Below are 19,441 nucleotides of genomic sequence, written 5' to 3'. Positions count from 1 at the left end.
TCCTTGATTTCCCGAATATTCCCCCAAGCTACAATTAGGTTTTTGCCCCTGTAGCCCCTCATGCCCCGCAAAGTTTTCATCAAGACCTTCGGCTGCCAGATGAACGAGTACGATTCGGCCAAGATGGCGGACGTGCTCGGCGCGGCCGAGGGCTTCGAGACCACCGACAACCCGGAAGAGGCCGACGTCATCCTGTTCAACACCTGCTCGGTGCGCGAGAAGGCGCAGGAGAAGGTGTTCCACGACCTCGGCCGGGTCAAGCACCTGAAGCAGGCCAAGCCCGATCTGGTGATCGGGGTGGGCGGCTGCGTGGCCAGCCAGGAAGGGGCGGCCATCGTCGAGCGGGCGCCCTATGTCGATCTGGTGTTCGGCCCCCAGACCCTGCACCGGCTGCCGCAGATGATGGCCAAGCGCGGCGAGACCGGCCGCCCCCAGGTCGACATCTCCTTTCCCGAGATCGAGAAATTCGACCACCTGCCGCCGGCCCGGGTCGAGGGCGCCAGCGCCTTCGTCTCGGTGATGGAAGGCTGCAGCAAGTACTGCACCTTCTGCGTGGTGCCCTATACCCGGGGCGAGGAGGTCTCCCGCCCGCTGGAGGACGTGCTGGCCGAGGTGGCCGGCCTGGCCGAGCAGGGCGTGAAGGAGGTCACCCTCCTGGGCCAGAACGTCAACGCCTATCGCGGCGCCATGCCCGACGGCGAGCCGGCCGACTTCGCCCTGCTCCTGGAATATGTCGCCGAGATTCCCGGCATCGAGCGCATCCGCTATACCACCTCGCACCCGCGCGAGTTCACCCCGCGGCTGATCGAGGCCTATGCCAAGCTGCCCAAGCTGGTGTCGCATCTGCATCTGCCGGTGCAATCCGGTTCCGACCGGGTGCTGATGGCGATGAAGCGCGGTTATACGGTTCTGGAATACAAATCCATCGTGCGCAAGCTGCGCGCGGTGCGGCCCGATCTCTCCCTGGCCTCGGACTTCATCGTCGGCTTCCCCGGCGAGACCGAGGCCGATTTCGAGGCGACCATGAAGCTGGTGGAGGAACTGGGCTTCGACGGCTCGTTCAGCTTCGTCTACAGCCCGCGCCCCGGCACGCCGGCGGCGAGCCTGGCCGACAACGTCCCCCAGGAAGCGAAGCTGCAGCGTCTGTACCGCCTGCAGGCCCAGCTGGACAAGCAGGCCCAGGCCAACAGCGAGGCCATGGTCGGCACGCTGCAGCGGGTGCTGGTCGAGGGCCCGTCCAAGAAAGACCCGAACGAGCTGTCAGGCCGCACCGACAACAACCGCATCGTCAATTTCCCCGGCAACGCCCGCCTGATCGGCCATTTCGTCGATGTCCGCATCATCCGGGCCTATCCCAACAGCCTGCGCGGCGAGGTGGTGCTGATGGCCGAGAGCGCCTGATGGAAGTCACTTTCGCCGACGTCGACAACACCCACCTGGCCAATCTGTGCGGGGTGCTGGACGAGAACCTGCGCCAGATCGAGGTCGCGCTCAACATTCGCATCGCCCGCCGGGGCGAGACCTTCCGCCTGGACGGCGCCCAGGACAAGGTGGAACAGGCGGCACGCCTGCTCCAGGACTTCTATCAGCGCGCGCGCAAGCCGCTGGACCTCGATGACATCCAGCTCGCCCTGGTCGAGGTTGGCCACTCGATCGAACCACAGGACGACATGCCGGTGTTGATGACCCGGCGCGCCGGCCTGCACGGCCGCACGCCGCGGCAGAACGACTACATCCGCCAGATCCAGGAGTTCGACGTCACCTTCGGCATCGGCCCGGCCGGTACCGGCAAGACCTATCTGGCCGTGGCCGGCGCGGTCGACGCCCTGGAGCGCGACCTGGTCAAGCGCCTGGTCCTGGTGCGGCCGGCGGTGGAGGCCGGCGAGCGCCTGGGCTTCCTGCCGGGCGATCTGGTACAGAAGGTCGACCCCTATCTGCGCCCGCTCTACGACGCGCTCTACGATCTGATGGGCTTCGACAAGGTGACCCGGCTGTTCGAGAAGGGTGTGATCGAGGTGGCGCCGCTCGCCTTCATGCGCGGCCGTACCCTGAACCATGCCTTCATCATCCTGGACGAGGCGCAGAACACCACGCCGGAGCAGATGAAGATGTTTCTGACCCGCATCGGTTTCGGTTCCAAGACCGTGGTCACCGGCGATGTCACCCAGATCGACCTCGCCCGCGGCCAGAAGAGCGGCCTGGTCGAGGCCCGGGCGGCGCTGCGCGAGGTGCGCGGTATCGCCTTCACCGAATTTGGCAACGAGGACGTCGTGCGCCACCCGCTGGTGGCGCGCATCATCGACGCCTACGACGCCTATGCCTCAGGCGCGCAGCCACAACGTTCCCCGCTCCCGCCGCCGGGAGAGGGTTAAGGGAGAAGGCCATGCCAAGCGCCAAGGCGGCGAACAGGCCGGCCAGGCCCAGGCTGAGCCTGGCCGTGCAGTTCGCGGTCGGCAACAAGACCCTGCCGACGCGGGCCGAGCTGCGGCGTTGGGCCGTCGCCGCGCTCCAACGGGACATCCAGGCCACGCTGCGCATCGTCGGCGAGGCCGAGGGGCGCGCGCTCAACCGCGATTTCCGCGGCAAGGACTATGCCACCAACGTGCTCACCTTCGTCTACGGTGAAGACCCCGAGACAAGTACATTGACCGGCGACATCGTGCTCTGCGCACCGGTGGTGGCGCGCGAGGCCAGGGAACAGAAAAAGTCTTTGCCGGCCCACTATGCCCATCTGATCGTGCACGGTTTCCTGCATTTGCAGGGCTATGACCATGAGGTCGACCGGGACGCCACTGTCATGGAAGCCCTGGAAAGCTTTATCATTCAATCATTGGGTTACCCCGATCCCTACCGATGAGCGACGACAGTAGTCCCCGACCTAGTCTTATCGAACGCCTGACCTCCTGGCTCCTGCGCGAGCCGGAAGACCGCGAGCAGCTGCTGGAAGTCCTGCACGCCGCCTACGACCACAACCTGCTCGATGCCGACGCCCTGACCATGATCGAGGGCGTGCTCCAGGTGTCCGAGCGCCAGGTGCGCGAGATCATGATCCCGCGCGCCCAGATGGACGTGGTCGACATCAACGATCCGCCCGAGAAGATCCTGCCCTTCGTCATCGAGGCGGCCCACTCCCGTTTCCCCGCCGTCGATGCCGAGCGCGACGACGTGGTCGGCATCCTGCTGGCCAAGGATCTGCTGCGTATCTGTGCCGGCGAGGCGGTGAACCTGCGCGACTGGCTGCGGCCGGCCATTTTCGTGCCCGAGTCGAAACGGCTCAACGTGCTGCTGCGCGAGTTCCGCGCCTCGCGCAACCACATCGCCATCGTGGTCGACGAATACGGCGGTGTCTCCGGCATGGTCACCATCGAGGACGTGCTCGAACAGATCGTCGGCGATATCGAGGACGAATACGACTACGACGAGGCCGAGGCCAACATCCTGCGCGACAGGAGCGGCGGCTGGCGGGTCAAGGCCCAGACCGAGATCGCCGACTTCAACGAGACCCTGGGCGCCCACCTGTCGGAAGAGGAGTTCGACACCGTTGGCGGCCTGGTGACCAATCGCTTCGGCCGCCTGCCCAAGCGGGGCGAGTCGGTCGAGATCGACGGCTTCCGCTTCCATGTCCTGCGCGCCGACAGCCGGCGGCTGCATACCCTGCTGGTCGAACAGCTGCCGCAGGCCTCGCTGCTCTAAGCATGCGCGCGGTTCTGCTGTTCCTTCTGCTGCTCCCTCTGTTTCCGGCGCTGAGCCTGCTCGTCCACTGGCTGCAGGACGGGCAGGCGCCGCAGACATGGTGGCAGTGGGCCTTGGTCCTGGCCTTGCCGCTCCTGCTTTGGTGGTACTTGCGCCACTTCTCCATCCTGGCCTGCCGAGAAGGCTGTCGTCCGCCGGGGACGTGAGGCAGTTGGCCGCCGGCGGCCATACTGAATCAAAGGCTTAACTTGCCAGCTCGGAACCGATACTATTGGCGGAAATCGGGCGAAAAACAGCTCAGGAGGACGGCAGAATGGGGTTTGTGCAGCGAATCGTCGTGGCGGCCGGACTGTATGTGGCGGCTGGCCTGGCTTGGGCGCAGTCCGGGCCGCTGGTGTTCGGCGTGCTCAACCAGCAAAGTCCGCAGCTGACCGCCGAGCGCTGGAACCCCGTGCTGCAATATCTGGGCGAGGCGACCGGCCTGAGCTTCCAATTGAAGATGGGCACGACCGTGCTGGAAACCGACGCCATGATGGGGCGCGGCGAATTCGACCTGATCTTCACCAACCACAATTTCCAGAAGGAATATGACGGCGTCTACAAGGTGATCGCCCGGCTCGGCAGCAAGCCGGTGCATGGCACCATCGCCGTGTTGGAGGACAGTCCGATCAAGACGCTGGCGCAACTGAACGGCAAGCGGGTGGCCTATCCTTCGCAGGAGGCCTTCATGGCCTATGCCGTGCCCAAGGTCGCCCTGATCGGTGCCGGCATCAAGGAGGCCGAGGTCTTTGCCGGCAATCAGGAGGGCGCCATGGCCCAGGCGGTGGCCGGCCTGGCCGATGCCGTCGCGGCCAATTCCCGCTCGCTCGAGCAATATGCCGAGCGCAAGAATCTCAAGTTCCGCAGCCTCTATACCTCCGAACCCTATTACGACTTGGCCATCGTGGTGCATCCGCGGGTGGCCAAGGCCAAGGTGCAGGAGATTCAGAAGGCCCTGACCGGGATGGCGCACGACCCCAAGGCCAGGGCCATCCTGGCCAGAAGCCAGTTACCTGGCTTCGAGCCGGCTACCGACAAGGACTATGACAATGTCCGTCGGGTCTACCGTCAGATGGGACAGTGATTCCAATCCGGCGCAGCCTCGCGGCCGCTTATGCCTAAGTTGAGCCTATCCGCCCGTGTGCTTTGGCTGACCAGCCTGGGGCTGCTCTTGGTGACGCTGGCCGGTTTGCTGTTCCAGGTGCGCAGCCAAGTCGAGAGCGAGCGACAGGCGGCCGAGGATAACATCCGCTCGGTGGCGGCCGCGCTGTTGCCGGTGTTGCGTCAGACCCTGGTCGTCGGCGACATCGAGACCGTGCAGCAGACGCTGGACAGCGTCGGCCGCTACCGCGGCCTGGCCCGGATCGTGGTCTACCAGGCCGTGCCCTATCAGGTCATCGCGCAGACCCGCGGCAAGGGCGCGGACACGGTGATCTCCGCGCCGGCCTGGTTCACCGGGCTGCTCAACGAGGAGATCGCCTCCTATCAATCGACCATCACCCTGGGCGGCATCACCTATGCCGAACTGCTGATCGAACCTTCCCTGGCGATGGTGGTGGAAAACGCCTGGCAGGTCAGCCGGCAAGCCCTCATCGCATCGCTGGTTTTCCTCATCGGTCTGGTCGTGTTGCTGGGCATGATGCTGCGTCAGGGGCTGAAGCCGTTGACTGGACTCGCGCAAACGGTGAAGCGCTTCGGCGACGGCGAGCTGTCGGAACGGGCGACGGTGGCCGGCCCGCCCGAGATCGCCAGCACGGCTGCTGCGTTCAACCAGATGGCGGCCAGTATCGAGGAGTTGCTGGCCAAGGTCCGGGTCAGCGAGCAGACCAATCGCCGGCTCGCTTTGGTGGTCGAGCAATCGGACGACGCCATCCTCACCCTTGACCTGGAAGGCCATGTCCTCAGCTGGAACCAGGGTGCCGAGCGACTGTACGGCTATCCGGCACAGGAGGTGATGGGACGCTCAGTCGGCTTCCTGTTGCCGGATTCGCGTCAGGGCGAGCTGGCCCAGTGGCTCGACCGTGTGCGCCACGCCATCGCCGGTACCCGCTTCGAGAGCCAACTGCTGACCCGCGATGCCCGCCTGCTCGATGTCTCGATCTCCGCATCGCCCCTGTTCGATGCCGACGGCAAGCGCATCGGCGAGATCAATATCGGCCACGACATCAGCGAAAGAAAGGCCATGGCCCGGGCACTGCACATGGCGAAGGATGCAGCCGAGACGGCGAACCGGGCCAAGAGCGAGTTCCTCGCCAATATGAGCCACGAGATCCGCACGCCGATGAACGGCATCCTGGGCATGACCGAGCTGGCACTGGACAGCGAACTGACTGAAGAGCAGCGCGACTATCTCAATATCGTCAAGAGCTCGGCCGAGGCCCTGCTCACGGTGCTCAACGACATCCTCGATTTTTCCAAGATCGAAGCCGGCCGGCTGGAGCTGGAGCACATCACCTTCGAGCTTGAGAGCGTGGTCAGCGGCGCCGTGCGCACCTTGGCGATCCAGGCCAAGGACAAGGGTCTGGCGCTCGAGTGGAACATCGCAGCCGACGTGCCTCAGTTCCTGGTCGGCGATCCCGCCCGGTTGCGACAGATCCTGCTCAACCTGCTGGGCAATGCCCTCAAGTTCACCGAGCGGGGCGGGGTGAAGGTCCAGGTCACGGTCGACCAGCACCTGGAGCATGGCGTGCGCCTGCATCTGGCGGTCAGCGATACCGGCATCGGCATCCCGGCCGAGCAGCTCGACAGCATCTTCAAGGCCTTCTCCCAGGTCGACGCCTCGATGACCCGCCGTTTCGGCGGTACCGGCCTCGGCCTGTCGATCTGCGGCCGCCTGGCCGAGATGATGGGCGGCCGCATCTGGGCCGAAAGCGTTCTGGGTCAGGGCAGCACCTTCCATTTCACGGTGGAACTGGCGGTGGCGGGTGCGCCCCCCGCGCCGGAGACGGAGACGCCCGAGCGGTCCGCCCAGGCCGTGGCGGCAACCTGCCAGGTGATGTTGGTGGAGGACGTGCCGGTCAACCAGAAACTGGTCCAGGCCCTGCTGGAGAAGCGGGGTTACGGCGTCACCCTGGCGCAGGATGGTGAGCAGGCCCTGGCCCTGCTGCAGCAGGGCCGGCAGTTCGACCTGATCCTGATGGACCTGCAGATGCCCGGGCTCGATGGCTATGAAACGACCGTCCGCATCCGGGAGATGGAGCGCGGCAGCGGCCGACGCACGCCCATCGTCGCAGTGACCGCCAGCGCCTTGACCACCGATCGCGAGCGCTGTCTCGCCCTGGGCATGGACGCCTTCATGGCCAAGCCCTTCCGTGCTGACGAACTGTACGCCGCGGTCGAAAGATATTGCCCGCAAGAGGGCTGAGCGGCTGGCTCGATCGCTTGTCTTTTGCCGCCGCTGCCTTTACCTTACCGGCTGTTCGTTATCCTGAATGCCGCATGAATCATGATCCACGCTTGGAGTGAATACTTGCAAACGCAAGGCGCCGCGATCGAGGGCGGCGCCGTCAAGCATTTTGGCGCCCCGGCCGAAGAACTGCGCACCGCGCGTGACGGACTGGTGGTGGCCGACCTCTCGCATTACGGTCTGATCGGTTTCGAGGGCGAGGATACCCAAACCTTCCTCCACGGCCAGTTGACCAACGACATGCGCGGCCTCAAACCCGAGGCGGCCCTGTTCGCCGGCTATTGCACCGCCAAGGGCCGGTTGCTCGCCAACTTCCTGGTCTTCCGCCGCGATGCCGGCGTCCTGCTCATGCTGCCCGAGGCCGTGCGCGAGGCCGTGCAGAAGAAGCTGTCGATGTTCATCCTGCGCTCGAAGGTCAAGGCCCGTGACGCCGGTCCAGAGTGGGTGCGACTCGGTCTCAACGGCATCGGCGCCCGTGAAGCGCTGGTCGCCGCGATCGGGGCCGCGCCCCAGGGCATGATGAGCGTGCTGCACACCGATTCGGCCTTCGCCGTGCAACTGGGCGACAACCGCTTCGACCTTTTCGTCCAGCCCGACCACGCCCAGCGCGTCTGGCAGGCGCTGACCACCGAGGCGCGCCCGGTCGGCGCGCCCGCCTGGGACTGGCTGATGATCCGGGCCGGCGTGGCCATGGTGCTGGCCCCGACCCAGGACCAGTTCGTGCCCCAGATGCTCAACATGGAAGTGCTGCACGGCATCAGCTTCCAGAAGGGCTGTTACCCCGGCCAGGAGATCGTCGCCCGTACCCAGTACCTGGGCAAGATCAAGCGCCGCACCTATCTGGCCCATGTCGAGGCTGCCGTCCGGCCCGGCGACGAACTGTTCAGTCCCGACCTGCCGGGTCAGGCCTGCGGTGTCATCGCCAATGCAGCACCGGCGCCCGAGGGCGGCAGCGATGTGCTTGCGGTGATGCAGGTGTCCAGCTTCGAGGCCGGTGAGGTGCGCTGGCAGCGGCCCGACGGTCCCCAGCTTAGGTTCGAGCCTTTGCCCTACAGCCTGTGAGCGTAGGTTATTACGTCTGGTACCGGGTGGCGGACGCCGACGACCGCGAGTTGGAACAGGCAGTACGCGGCATGCAGGCGCGTTTGGCCTGCCGTACCGGCGTGGCTGGCCGCTTGCTGAAGCGGCGCGATGCGCCGGCTACCTGGATGGAGGTCTACGAGGCCGTGGCCGAGCCGGCTGCTTTTGAGCGCGTACTGCAGGCATTGGTCGACCAATTCGATATCGAGGTGCGGCTGGCCGATCGCCGCCATGTCGAGTGTTTTGTCGAGTCGCCCGGCGCTGCGGTGCCGGCCTGTGCTGTTAAGGAGATCTGATGGCGAGCAAACCGGGAGAACGCAAGCTGCAAATCCTGCAGGTTCTGGCCGAGATGCTGGAGAGCCCGCAGGCGGAAAAGGTCACCACCGCCGCCCTGGCGGCCCGGCTCGAGGTGTCCGAGGCCGCGCTCTACCGTCACTTCGCGAGCAAGGCCCAGATGTACGAGGGCCTGATCGAATTCATCGAGTCCACCCTGTTCGGGCTGATCAACAAGCTGTCCACCGAGGAGACTCGCGGCCTGGAGCAGGTGCGCGGCATGCTCGCCCTGCTGCTCGGTTTCGCCGAGAAGAACCCGGGCATGACCCGGGTGCTCACCGGCGAGGCCCTGGTCAATGAAAACGAGCGCCTGCAGGCGCGGATGAACCAGTTGTTCGATCGCCTGGAGGCCAGCCTGCGCCAGGCCCTGCGCATCGCCGCCAGCCAGAACGACCTGGCCGAGGGGGTCGATGCCAATGCCGCGGCCAATCTCTGCCTGAGCTTCGTCCACGGCCGCTGGCATCAGTTCGTCAAGGGCGGCTTCAAGCAGAACCCGACCGCGCAATGGGATGGCCAGTGGCCGCTGCTGATGCGAGCAGTGGCGCCATAAAGCGCCCGCCCTGCCACGCCTGCGAAGGCGGGAATGGCAAACTGGGTTACAGCAGTACCCGTTCAATCCCGCCTTGATTCGCCCGTTCGATGAAGCCCTGCAGCCATTCTTCACCGAAATGGTGGCGCGCCATCTCGATGATCAGGTAGTCGGCCTCGACCCCGGCCTCCGCCTCGTAGCGGGAAAGGCCTTGCAGACAGGATGGGCAGGCGGTGAGCAGCTTGACCGGGGCTTCGCTGCCGCCGCGCAGTTCGCCGGCGACGCGCTGGATCTCCTCGGCCTTGCGGAAGCGCACCTGGGTGGCGATGTCGGGCCGCGCGGCGGCGAAGCTGCCGGCCTCGCCGCAGCAGCGTTCCGACAGCTTCACCTCGGCGCCGAGCAGGGCCTTGGCCGTGGCGATCGGGTTGTGCTGCTTCATCGGGCTGTGGCAGGGGTCGTGGAACATGTACTTCATGCCGGTCACGCCTTCCAGCTTTATGCCTTTTTCGTACAGGTACTCGTGGATGTCGAGCAGGCGACAGCCGGGGAAGATCTTCTCGAACTGGTAGTCCTTCAACTGGTCGAGGCAGGTGCCGCAGGAGACGATCACCGTCTTGATGTCGAGGTAGTTCAGGGTGTTGGCGATGCGGTGGAACAGCACCCGGTTCGCGGTGGTGATCGCCTCGCCCTGGTCGCGCCGGCCGCTGGCGGTCTGCGGGTAGCCGCAGCAGAGCTGGCCCGGCGGCAGCACGGTCTGCACGCCCAGCTCGTAGAGCCAGGCCAGGGTGGCCAGGCCCACTTGCGAGAACAGGCGCTCGGAGCCGCAGCCGGGGAAGTAGAACACCGCCTCGGCCTCCTCGCCCACCTTGGCCGGGTCGCGCAGGATGGGCACCACCTTGGGGTCGGTCAGGCCGAGCAGGGCGCGCGCGGTCTTGCTCGGCAGCTTGTCGGGCAGCGGCCGGTTGAGGAAGTGGATGACCTGGGTCACCGGCTTGGCCGGGCCGACCGAGGCGGGCGGCCGGCGCAGCTCGCTGCGCCCCAGGCCGAGCCGCTTGACCACGGCGTGGCCCAGGCGCTGGGCCTGGTAGCCCCACTCGATGGCCGCCTTGCGGGTGAGGTCGATCACCCGCTCCGAGGTGGCGTTGAGGAAGAACAGGGCCAGGGCCGAGCCGGGGCTGAAGCGCTTCTTGCCCTGCTCGCGCAGGAAGTTGCGCATGGCGACCGAGACGTCGCCGAAGTCGATGTCGACCGGGCAGGGATTCTTGCACTTGTGGCAGACCGTGCAGTGGTCGGCGACGTCGTTGAACTCGTCGAAATGCTTGAGCGAGATGCCGCGCCGGGTCTGCTCCTCGTACAGGAAGGCCTCGATCAGGAGCGAGGTGCCGAGGATCTTGTTGCGCGGGGAATAGAGCAGATTGGCGCGCGGCACGTGGGTATTGCACACCGGCTTGCATTTGCCGCAGCGCAGGCAGTCCTTGATCGAGTCGGCGATGGCGCCGATCTCCGACTGCTCCATGATCAGCGATTCCAGTTCGAGCAGGGAGAACGACGGCGTGTAGGCGTTGGCGAGGTCGGCGCCGGGCGCCAGCTTGCCGGCATTGAACCGGCCTTCGGGATCGACCTTGTGCTTGTAGGCGGCGAAGGCGGACAGCGCTTCGTCGGTGAGGAATTCGAGCTTGGTGATGCCAATGCCGTGTTCGCCCGAGATGACGCCGCCGAGATCGAGCGCCAATTGCATGATCCGGTGCACCGCCGCGTTGGCGGTCTGCAGCATGGCGTAGTCGTCGGAATTGACCGGGATATTGGTGTGCACGTTGCCGTCGCCGGCATGCATGTGCAGGGCGACGAAGACCCGGCCCTTGAGCACGCGCCGGTGGATGGCCTCGCATTCGGCCAGCACCGGCGCGTATTCGCGCCCGGTGAAGATCTGGCGCAGCTCGTTGCGCACCTCGCGCTTCCAGGAGACGCGCTCTTCCTTGAGTTGCAGCTGGCGGAACACGGCAGCGTCGGCCAGCCGATCGAGCAAGCCTTGCCAGCGGGCGCGCACGCTGGCGATCAGCGCCAGTGCGCGGCGGCGGCGTTCCTCGGTGTGCTCCGGGTCGGCGATCGTGTCCTCGTCTTCGGCCAGCGGCAGCGGGCCGCGCAGGAAGGGCTCCAACTCGTCGAGCAGGGCCAGCTTGTTCTTGATCGACAGTTCGATGTTGATGCGCTCGACGCCGTCGGTGTAGTCGGCCATGCGGTCGAGCGGGATGACCACGTCCTCGTTGATCTTGAAGGCGTTGGTGTGGGCGGCGATGGCGGCGGTGCGGGCGCGGTCGAGCCAGAACTTGCGCCGGGTCTCGGCGCTGACCGCGATGAAGCCCTCGCCGCCGCGATTGTTGGCGATCTGCACGATGCGGCTGGCGGCCTCGGCCACGGCGGCCTCGTTGTCGCCGACCAGGTCGGCCAGCAGCACCATGTTCGGCCGACCGGGCCGGTTGGCCTTGGTCGCATAGCCCACCGCCTTCACGTAGCGGGCGTCCAGGTGTTCCAGGCCGGCCAGCAGCACGCCGCCGGGCTTGGCATCGAGGTGACGCTTGATCTCGACGATGGCCGGCACCGCCTCGTGCGCGGTGCCGAAGAATTCCAGGCAGACCGTGCGGGCATGGCCGGGCAGGCGGTGCAGGATGAAGGTCGCCTCGGTGATCAGGCCGTCGCAGCCTTCCTTCTGGATGCCGGGCAGGCCGGCGAGGAATTTGTCGGTGACGTCCTTGCCCAGGCCCTGCTTGCGGAACTGGCTGCCCGGGATCGCCAGGATCTCGGGGGCGCCCTTGGGTCGGCCGGCGGCATCGAGGCGGCGCAGTTCGAAGCGGGCGGTCTCGGCATCGTGGATCTTGCCCAGGTTGTGGTCGAGCCGAACCACCTCCAGCCAGTCGGCCTGCGGCGTCACCATCTTCCAGGACACCAGGTTGTCCACCGCCGTGCCCCAGAGCACCGCCTTCTTGCCCCCGGCGTTCATGGCCACGTTGCCACCGATGCACGAGGCGTCGGCCGAGGTCGGATCGACCGCGAACACCAGGCCGGCGCGCTCGGCCGCCTCCATCACCCGGCGGGTGACCACGCCGGCGCCGCAGGTGATCACCGCGGTGGCCGCCGTGTGACCGGGCAGGATGCGGTATTCCACCGGCGAGAGGTGGTCGAACTTCTCGGTGTTGATCACGGCCGAGCGGCGCGACAGCGGCACCGCGCCGCCGGTGTAGCCGGTGCCGCCGCCGCGCGGGATGACGGTGAAGTCGAGTTCGGCCAGTTCGCGCACCAAGGCCGGAACCTCCTCGGCCGCATCCGGCGTCAGCACCACGAAGGGGTATTCCACGCGCCAGTCGGTGGCGTCGGTGACGTGGGAGACCCGCGCCAGGCCGTCGAAGCCGATGTTGTCGCGCCGGGTGTGGCGGGCCAGGCGGCGGGTCAGTTCGCGCCGGAGCTTCGCGGTTTCTTCGAAGCCGGCCTCGAAGGCGTCGACCGCGCGATTGGCCAGTTCCAGGACGCGGCCGACCTTGGCGTTGCCCTGGCGCCGCTTCTCGATCTCGTTCAGGCGGTGACGCAGGGCGGCGACCAAGAGGGCGCGCCGCTTGGGGTTGGCCAGCAGGTCATCTTCCAGGTAGGGGTTGCGCGAGACCACCCAGATGTCGCCCAGCACCTCGAACAGCATCCGGGCCGAGCGGCCGGTGCGGCGCTCGCCGCGCAGTTCCTCGATCAGGCCCCAGCCTTCGGCGCCGAGCAGGCGGCGGATGATCTCCCGGTCGGAGAAGGAGGTGTAGTTGTAGGGGATCTCGCGGATGCGTTCGGTCATGGGGTCAGTGCGGAGCGGGGCGATACTCGACTGCCGCTCCGCGCCTTCTCGGGCGCGCTTAAAGTCGTGATTTTACTTGGCCGGCGCGGCTTTTATAACCCCGCACCGCGCGTGGTCAGCGCATTCAGCATGGCTTGGGCCAGGCCCGGCGCCGAGGCCGGGTTCTGGCCGGTGATGAGGCGCCGGTCGACCACGACATGGGCCTGGCCGGGCGGGGCGAAGGTGAGCTGCCCGCCCAGGGCGGCCAGGCGCTCGGCCAGCAGCCAGGGCAGGCGCTCGGCCAGGCCGGCCTCGCGTTCTTCCTCGGGCGAGAAGCAGGTCATGCGGTAGCCGGCGAAGGGCCAGCGGCCAGCCGCGCGCGCCGGCAACAGCCCGGCGGGGCCGTGACAGATGGCGCCGATGAGGCCGCCGGCGCCATGGATGGCCGCGACCAGACGGCCGACCGCCGCATCCCCGGCCAGATCGACCACCGGGCCATGGCCGCCGGGGAAAAAGATCGCCGCGTAATCCTCGGCGTTGACGGCCGTTGCTGCGAGCGGCGCCTGCCAGTCGGGCAGGGCGGCCAGGGCGGCCTGCAGCCGCGCAGGGCGGCCGGGGTCGTCCTGGTGAAACTCGGGGGCGAGGCAGAGGGCGTCGAGCACCGCCGGCCGGCCTTCCGGGGTGGCGATGTCGACTTTGTGGCCGGCCTGGCGGAAGGCCTCGAAGGGCGGGATGAACTCCTGGGCCCAGAAACCGGTGGCGATATCGCGGCCGTCACTTAGGTGCAATGCACTAGCCGAGCTAAGTACAAAAAGGATGCGGGCCATGGGCTGGGCAAGGGTAAAATAGCGCCGAAATTCGCACGACACGGCACAGTCTACATGATCGGTCTTCTCATCGTCGCCCACGGCACCTTGGGCGAAAGCCTCATCGAATGCGCCACCTATGTCCTCGGTGGTCGACCCGCCAAGCTGCTGCCGCTGGACATCCACGATTGCTCCAACACCACCGAGATCGTCGCCGTCGCCCGCGCCCAGCTGGCCGAGCTCGACACCGGCGACGGTGTGCTGGTGATGGCCGACATCTACGGCGCCACCCCCTGCAACATGCTGTGCAGCCTGATCGAGCCGGGCCGGATCGAACTGGTGGCCGGGGTCAACCTGCCCATGCTGCTCAAGGTGCTGACCTATCGGCACGAGCCCCTGCCCACCTTGATCGAGCGCGCCCTGCAGGGCGGCCGCGACGGCACCTTCCACGTGACCCACTGCCATGGTTGAACGCGAAGTCGACATCATCAACAAGCTGGGCCTGCATGCCCGGGCCTCGGCCAAGCTGACCCGCCTGGCCGGCCAGTTCCAATCCGAGGTCTGGCTCTCGCGCGAGAGTCGCCGGGTCAACGCCAAGAGCATCATGGGCGTGATGATGCTGGCCGCGGCCAAGGGCAGCCGGCTCAAGCTGGAGGTGCACGGCCCGGACGAGGCCGAGGCTACCGATGCCCTGGTCGCGTTGATCGCGGACAAATTCGGCGAGGGGGAGTGATCATGGTGAGGCGTGAGGTGTTAGGCGTCAGGCGAAAAACACTCCGGGCATTTGCTCCTCACGCCTCACCCCTCACGCCTCACGCGTCATGAGCTTCACCCTGCACGGTATCGGCGTCTCCGGCGGCTATGCCATCGGCCGTGCCCAGTTGTATTCCCATGCCCGGCTGGAGGTGCCGCACTATGTGCTGCGCGAGGAGCATCTGGCCGAGGAGATCGCCCGTTTCGCCGAGGCGATCGAGCAGGTGCGGGCCGAGATGCTGTCGACCCGCGACCACATCCCGGAAGGTGCGCCGGCTGAGCTGGCGGCCTTTCTCGACCTGCATCTGATGTTTCTCGACGACTCCATGATCGCCGAGGTGCCCAAGCAGCTGATCCAGGACACCCGCTGCAATGCCGAATGGGCGCTGGCCCAGCAGACCGAGGCCCTGATCGGCCAGTTCGAGGCGATCGAGGACGCCTACCTGCGCGAGCGCAAGCACGACGTGCGGCAGGTGGCCGACAAGATCCTCAAGGCCCTGATGGGGCATCCCGGCCATGCCCCGCTCAAGCTGGCCGACGAGCCTTCGGTGCTGGTCGCCCACGACCTGTCGCCGGCCGACATGGTGCTGTTCAAGCGGCAGACCTTCGCCGCCTTCATCACCGATCTGGGCGGCAGCACCTCGCACACCGCCATCCTCGCACGCAGCCTGAACCTGCCCTCGGTCATGGCGCTGCACAACGCCCGCGGCCTGATCAACGAAGGCGACATGCTGATCGTCGACGGCGTGGCCGGCGTGGTCATCGTCGATCCCGACAACACCGTCCTCGAGGAATACCGGCTACGCCACAACCAGTGGCGGCTGGAACAGCAGAAGCTCAAGCGGCTGAAGACCAGTCCGTCGACCACGCTCGACGGCATCGAGGTGGAGCTCTTGGCCAACATCGACATGCCGCAGGACGTGCATGAGGCGATGGAGGAGAAGGCGGCCGGCATCGGCCTGTTCCGCAGCGAATTCCTCTTCCTCAACCGGGCCGACCTGCCGTCGGAAGAGGAGCAGTTCGAGGCCTACCGCCATGTGGTCGAGGCGACCAAGGGTCGGCCGGTGGTGATCCGTACCCTCGACGTCGGCGCCGACAAGTCGCTGGCCTGGCTGCCGCAGGCCAGCGTCAACCCGGCCCTGGGCCTGCGCGCAATCCGGCTCTGCCTGTCCGAGCCGCAGCTGTTCCTGACCCAGCTGCGCGCCATCCTGCGCGCCAGTCATTACGGTCGGGCACGCATCCTGATCCCCATGCTGGCCAGCCTGGCCGAACTCGACCAGGCCCTGGCCCTGATCGAGCAGGCCAAGGACAGCCTGCGCCAGGACGGGCATTTGTTCGATGAGGCCATCCCGGTCGGCGGCATGATCGAGATCCCTGCCGCCGCCCTGGCGGCCGAGTGGTTCGCCAAGAAACTGGATTTCCTCTCCATCGGCACCAACGACCTGATTCAGTACACCCTGGCGATCGACCGCACCGACGACGCGGTGGCCCACCTTTATGATCCCTTGCATCCGGGGGTGATCCAGTTGATCCGCCACACCCTGGCGGTCGGCCGGCGCTTGAAGAAGTCGGTCTCGGTCTGCGGCGAGATGGCGGGCGACCCGAAACTGACCCGGCTGCTGCTGGGCCTGGGCCTGCGCAGTTTCTCCATGCATCCGGCCCACCTGCTCTCGGTCAAGCAGCAGGTCCTGCGCAGCCATGTCGGCGAGTTGACGCCGCAGGCGACCAAGCTGCTCAAGGCCGGCGACCCGCTGCGCATCCAGGCCCTGCTCGAGCGCCTGAACGGCTGATCCTTGCCGGATTACAAAACGTAGCGGGCGATCACCTGGTTGCCGCTGCCGGCATAGCGCAGCTGGCTGCACAGGCTGCGGACCAGGGCCAGGCCACGGCCGTGCGGCAGCGCGGTCTGTCTGAGCAGGCTTTCTTCATCCAGATACCGCTCGTAATCGAAGCCGTCGCCACTGTCGGTCAGCTTGATATCGAGCACAGTCGCGTCGTCGCTGTTGTGCAGCCAGAAGCTGATGTCGATCCGGCCGTCATCCAACTCAGTCAGCCTGGCCTCCCGTTGTTGCATGTATTGTTCGAAGTCGCCGCTCGCCTTCAGCTTGGAGTCGAGCCCGAGCAAGCCGTGATCGAGGGCGTTGTTGAACAGCTCTGAGAGGACGATGAACAGCGAACTCTTGTGCGGCTTCAACACCTGGACCTGGCAGATCAGGTCCAGCAGGTCGGGCACGACGTCGAGGTATTTCAATTCGTCAGCCCAGTAGGAGATGGCCAGGTGCCATTCGCCCTTGTGCGAGAGATGGGGCTTTGCCTGGCCGCCCTCGACGCGCGGCACGGCCCGGCGCTCGATGGGAATCCAGGCCAGCAGGCCGGAGATGTCGTCCAGGGCGGGAGCCCCGGCCAAGTGGTTTTGCACCAGTGACTGCAGGCCTGTCAGGTGTTGATCCTTGTCGGTCGCGGCGAACAGGTCGAGGATGCGCCCGCGGTCGATGCGCTGGCCGCTGGGACTTTCCGCTTCCCAGAGGCCGTCGGAACAGATCAACAGGTTGCAGTCTTCCTTGTAGCTGATGGTCTCGACCAGTTCGGAGAACGCCGCCTCGGGCAGCACGCCGAGCGGCGGGTGCTGCGAAGGCCAGTCCTTGAGCAGATTGCCACTCGCGCCGATCAGCAGGGCGCTGGGATTGCCACCGTTCCAGACCTCGATCACCTGGTCCTTGACGTCGATCGCGGCCAGGGTGGCGGCGACGAAGCGGTCGGCCGGCAGAAACTGGCGCAGCTTGGTATTCATCTCGCGGGCGATACTGGAGATCGGGAAGCCCTTTTCGGTCATCCGATAGAAGGCGCCGGCGATGGGGATGGCGCTCAGCGCCGCCGGCAGACCGTGGCCGGTGGCGTCGGCCAGCAGCAGATGGGTGATGTCGTCCGGTGTGCGCGCGGCGCAGATCAGGTCGCCGCTGAAGGTGTCGGCCGGGATGTTGAACTGGCTGACCAGGGCGTTGCTGACGCCGCCGGCGTTGATCAGGCGGTCCATGATGTGGCTGCCCAGCTCGGACTGCTGCTGGGCCATGGCGTGCCAGTGTTCCAGTTCGGCCGTGTGCCGCAGGATCTGTTCCTGCATCTCGACCTGGTGGGTGAAGTTCTGCAGCTTGGCCTTGAGCAGCTGGATGTTGACCGGCTTGACCACATAGTCGTCGGCGCCGGCCTCGAGGCCGCGCACGATGTCGCTGATGTCGTCGAGGGCTGACAGCAGGAGGATCGGCACCCATCTATTGAGGCTGCGCAGGCGGGCACGCAGGGCCTGGGTGGCGGTGATGCCATCCATCACCGGCATCATCACGTCCATCAGCACCAGGTCGGGCTGCTCGGATTCGAACAGATCGAGGGCGCGCTGGCCGTTTTCGGCCAGGATCGAGGTGTGGCCCAGGCGGTTGACGACAGTCTCGACCAGCTTGGCGTTGGCCAGGGTGTCGTCGACGATCAGGACCTTGAGCGGTCGCATCGAGGCGTCCGGCTCAAGGCTTCATGACGAAGATCTTGTCGAAATTGGCGACGTCGAGGACTTGCTTGACCGTGCCCTGCATCTTGCTCAGGGACACGGTCTTGCCCAGGCTCTCGGCCCGCTCGCGCAAGAGCAACAGCATGCCCAGGGCCGAGCTGTCGAGGTAGTCGACGCCGCCGAGGTCGATGACGATCTCGCGGGTGGCGGCATCTTCCAGGGCCTGTTCGTAGGCGCCCCGGAAGTCCCGGTGGGTGTGGAAATCGAAGCGACCCTGGAGCGACAGGGTGGTCTGGTTGTCGGTGCTGCGGCTGCTGATTTGCATGGTCTCCCCTTCGATCACTGACGGTACTGCGGAAAAAGGTATCAATTTGCATGATAGCGTGCCTGCGCGCGCTTGGCAGGGCCTCGGGCGGATGCTCAGCCACGCTGCGCCAGCCGGTCGAGGATGCGCCCGGCGATGTTCTGTAGCGGCGCCACTTCCTGCACGGCGCCGACCTCCACCGCCGCCTTGGGCATGCCGTAGACCACACAGCTCGCTTCGTCCTGGGCGATGGTGTAGGCCCCGGCCTCGCGCATGGCCAGCATGCCCGCTGCGCCGTCGCGGCCCATGCCGGTGAGCATGACGCCGATGGCGTTGGCGCCGACCGCCTGGGCGGCGCTGTTGAACAGGACGTCGACCGAGGGCCGGTGGCGGTTGACCGGTGCCGCCTGCGACAGCTCGGCGTAGTAGTAGGCGCCGCTGCGGCGGACCAGGAGATGCGAGTGACCCGGCGCCAGGTAGGCATGGCCGGGCATGATCCGTTCGTTATGCACGGCCTCTTTCACGGTCATGGCCGACAGGCTGTTCAATCGCTGGGCGAAGGACTGGGTGAAGGTCTCCGGCATGTGCTGGGTCATCATGATCGCCGGGGCATCGGCCGGCATCCGGGTCAGCACCTCCTTCAGCGCCTCGGTGCCGCCGGTCGAGGAACCGATGAAGATTACCTTCTCCGTGGTATGCAGGATGTGGCCGCTGATCGGCTGCGGCCGATTCGGCGCCACGGTGCTGGCGCTGTGCCGGCGGATGCGGGCCTGCGCCGCGATGCGGATGCGACCGACGATGTCGTCGGTCAGCGTCTGCATGCCCTCGGTCACGCCCAGCTTGGGTTTGGTGATGAAATCCACCGCGCCCAGTTCCAGGGCCTTGAGGGTGACGTTGGAGCCTTCCTCGGTCAGGGTCGAGATCATCACCACCGGCATCGGCCGCAGGCGCATCAGTTTCTCGAGAAACTCGAGGCCATTCATCTTCGGCATCTCGACATCGAGGGTGAGCACGTCGGGATTGGTCTCTTTGATCAGCTCGCGCGCGGCGTAGGGATCGGGCGCGACACCGACTACCTCCATGTCGGGCTGGCTGTTGATCAGCTCCTTGAGCACACTGCGGATCAGCGCGGAGTCGTCGATGATGAGGACTTTGATTTTGAACATGGCTGGGTTCGTTCAGGGCCGGCGT

General features: G+C 66.4%; 17 protein-coding genes. 12 read left to right on the top strand and 5 right to left on the bottom strand.

Going from position 1 to position 19,441, the window contains the following annotated elements; genetic code table 11:
- Positions 1-60: 60 nt before the first annotated feature.
- The 9 genes from miaB (at position 61) to slmA (ending at position 9,101) form a co-directional block, all read left to right on the top strand.
- Entirely contained in the window at positions 61-1,401 is a 1,341-nt protein-coding gene (gene miaB / locus EL388_RS12790; protein WP_126463772.1) for a tRNA (N6-isopentenyl adenosine(37)-C2)-methylthiotransferase MiaB, read from the top strand.
- Positions 1,401-2,372, top strand: a complete 972-nt coding sequence (locus tag EL388_RS12785; protein ID WP_126463771.1) for a PhoH family protein — start codon at positions 1,401-1,403, stop codon at positions 2,370-2,372. Before miaB ends, EL388_RS12785 begins: the two co-directional genes overlap by 1 nt.
- An 11-nt stretch (positions 2,373-2,383) precedes the next feature.
- Positions 2,384-2,857 carry an rRNA maturation RNase YbeY gene (gene ybeY, locus EL388_RS12780; RefSeq protein WP_126463770.1) on the top strand — a complete coding sequence of 158 codons (474 nt, stop codon included), beginning with the start codon at positions 2,384-2,386 and terminating at the stop codon, positions 2,855-2,857.
- Positions 2,854-3,693 (top strand): HlyC/CorC family transporter, encoded by an 840-nt coding sequence (locus EL388_RS12775; protein WP_126463769.1) that lies wholly within the window; start codon positions 2,854-2,856, stop codon positions 3,691-3,693. The genes ybeY and EL388_RS12775 overlap by 4 nt, the downstream gene beginning before the upstream one ends.
- 322 nt (positions 3,694-4,015) lie before the next feature.
- The gene (locus EL388_RS12770; RefSeq protein ID WP_165919139.1) at positions 4,016-4,816 is read left to right on the top strand and encodes a phosphate/phosphite/phosphonate ABC transporter substrate-binding protein; all 801 of its coding nucleotides are present in this window, start codon (positions 4,016-4,018) and stop codon (positions 4,814-4,816) included.
- Positions 4,817-4,846: 30 nt separating this feature from the next.
- The gene (locus EL388_RS12765) at positions 4,847-7,096 is read left to right on the top strand and encodes an ATP-binding protein (protein WP_126463767.1); all 2,250 of its coding nucleotides are present in this window, start codon (positions 4,847-4,849) and stop codon (positions 7,094-7,096) included.
- A 105-nt stretch (positions 7,097-7,201) separates the two neighbouring features.
- On the top strand, positions 7,202-8,200 hold the full coding sequence (ygfZ, locus tag EL388_RS12760) for a CAF17-like 4Fe-4S cluster assembly/insertion protein YgfZ (protein WP_232019132.1): 999 nt from the start codon (positions 7,202-7,204) through the stop codon (positions 8,198-8,200).
- Positions 8,197-8,514, top strand: a complete 318-nt coding sequence (locus EL388_RS12755; protein WP_126463765.1) for a DUF4936 family protein — start codon at positions 8,197-8,199, stop codon at positions 8,512-8,514. The genes ygfZ and EL388_RS12755 overlap by 4 nt, the downstream gene beginning before the upstream one ends.
- A complete protein-coding gene (gene slmA, locus EL388_RS12750; RefSeq protein ID WP_172599405.1) occupies positions 8,514-9,101 on the top strand; it encodes a nucleoid occlusion factor SlmA in 588 nt (195 codons plus the stop codon). The genes EL388_RS12755 and slmA overlap by 1 nt, the downstream gene beginning before the upstream one ends.
- A gap of 46 nt (positions 9,102-9,147) precedes the next feature.
- Here the strand turns inward: slmA and EL388_RS12745 are convergent, their stop codons facing one another.
- Entirely contained in the window at positions 9,148-12,909 is a 3,762-nt protein-coding gene (locus EL388_RS12745; RefSeq protein WP_126463763.1) for a DUF3683 domain-containing protein, read from the bottom strand.
- 92 nt (positions 12,910-13,001) lie between these two features.
- Positions 13,002-13,676, bottom strand: a complete 675-nt coding sequence (locus EL388_RS12740; protein WP_165919140.1) for a type 1 glutamine amidotransferase domain-containing protein — start codon at positions 13,674-13,676, stop codon at positions 13,002-13,004.
- A gap of 93 nt (positions 13,677-13,769) precedes the next feature.
- Here EL388_RS12740 and EL388_RS12735 point away from each other — a divergent pair, with 93 nt between their 5' ends.
- The 3 genes from EL388_RS12735 (at position 13,770) to ptsP (ending at position 16,237) form a co-directional block, all read left to right on the top strand.
- The gene (locus EL388_RS12735; RefSeq protein ID WP_126463761.1) at positions 13,770-14,165 is read left to right on the top strand and encodes a PTS sugar transporter subunit IIA; all 396 of its coding nucleotides are present in this window, start codon (positions 13,770-13,772) and stop codon (positions 14,163-14,165) included.
- A complete protein-coding gene (locus EL388_RS12730) occupies positions 14,158-14,427 on the top strand; it encodes an HPr family phosphocarrier protein (protein ID WP_126463760.1) in 270 nt (89 codons plus the stop codon). The genes EL388_RS12735 and EL388_RS12730 overlap by 8 nt, the downstream gene beginning before the upstream one ends.
- 88 nt (positions 14,428-14,515) lie before the next feature.
- The gene (gene ptsP / locus EL388_RS12725; protein ID WP_126463759.1) at positions 14,516-16,237 is read left to right on the top strand and encodes a phosphoenolpyruvate--protein phosphotransferase; all 1,722 of its coding nucleotides are present in this window, start codon (positions 14,516-14,518) and stop codon (positions 16,235-16,237) included.
- 11 nt (positions 16,238-16,248) lie between these two features.
- On the opposite strand, the gene EL388_RS12720 is transcribed toward ptsP, so the two are convergent.
- The 3 genes from EL388_RS12720 to EL388_RS12710 all read right to left on the bottom strand — a co-directional run bounded on the left by EL388_RS12720 (position 16,249) and on the right by EL388_RS12710 (position 19,416).
- Positions 16,249-17,949 carry a fused response regulator/phosphatase gene (locus EL388_RS12720; protein ID WP_126463758.1) on the bottom strand — a complete coding sequence of 567 codons (1,701 nt, stop codon included), beginning with the start codon at positions 17,947-17,949 and terminating at the stop codon, positions 16,249-16,251.
- A 13-nt stretch (positions 17,950-17,962) separates the two neighbouring features.
- Positions 17,963-18,271, bottom strand: coding sequence for an STAS domain-containing protein (locus EL388_RS12715; protein WP_126463757.1), 309 nt, complete (start codon positions 18,269-18,271; stop codon positions 17,963-17,965).
- Between the two features lie 95 nt (positions 18,272-18,366).
- Positions 18,367-19,416 carry a protein-glutamate methylesterase/protein-glutamine glutaminase gene (locus tag EL388_RS12710; protein ID WP_126463756.1) on the bottom strand — a complete coding sequence of 350 codons (1,050 nt, stop codon included), beginning with the start codon at positions 19,414-19,416 and terminating at the stop codon, positions 18,367-18,369.
- Between the last annotated feature and the right edge of the window lie 25 nt (positions 19,417-19,441).

Source organism: Sulfuritortus calidifontis, from assembly GCF_003967275.1.
Classification (GTDB): domain Bacteria; phylum Pseudomonadota; class Gammaproteobacteria; order Burkholderiales; family Thiobacillaceae; genus Sulfuritortus; species Sulfuritortus calidifontis.
Note: the sequence above shows the minus strand (reverse complement) of the source record. Positions and strands in the feature narration are given on the sequence as shown.